Genomic DNA, 288 nt, shown 5'->3' on the forward strand with positions numbered 1-288 from the left:
CATCAGGCGCACCGCCACGGCGTCCGGCAGGGCCGCGGAGCGGCGCACGTCGAAGCGCAGCTGCACCGCCGTCGAGAGCTTGTTGACGTTCTGCCCGCCCGGCCCGGAGGGCCGCACGAAGCTCTCGTCGAGTTCCGCCTCGTCGATGGCGATGTGGGGCGTGCAGTGCAGGGCCACCGGCCTCCCCCCTCCCCTTTCGGCCGAGCCCGCCGCCCAGGCGGCTTCCGCCGGGGTGCGGGCCCGCACCGCCAGGGCGTGAAGACCGCGCTTGAACGCCTCGTCCAGGAG

The 288-nt window shown here is 75.0% G+C and carries 1 protein-coding gene; it reads right to left on the bottom strand.

Annotation, left to right across the window (positions count from 1 at the left end; translation table 11 throughout):
* On the bottom strand, positions 1–177 hold a 177-nt coding region (locus ACLBXP_RS25940; RefSeq protein WP_447670663.1), incomplete at its 3' end, for a peptide chain release factor-like protein.
* Positions 178–288: the final 111 nt, after the last annotated feature.

Source organism: Methylobacterium sp. A54F, from assembly GCF_053346035.1.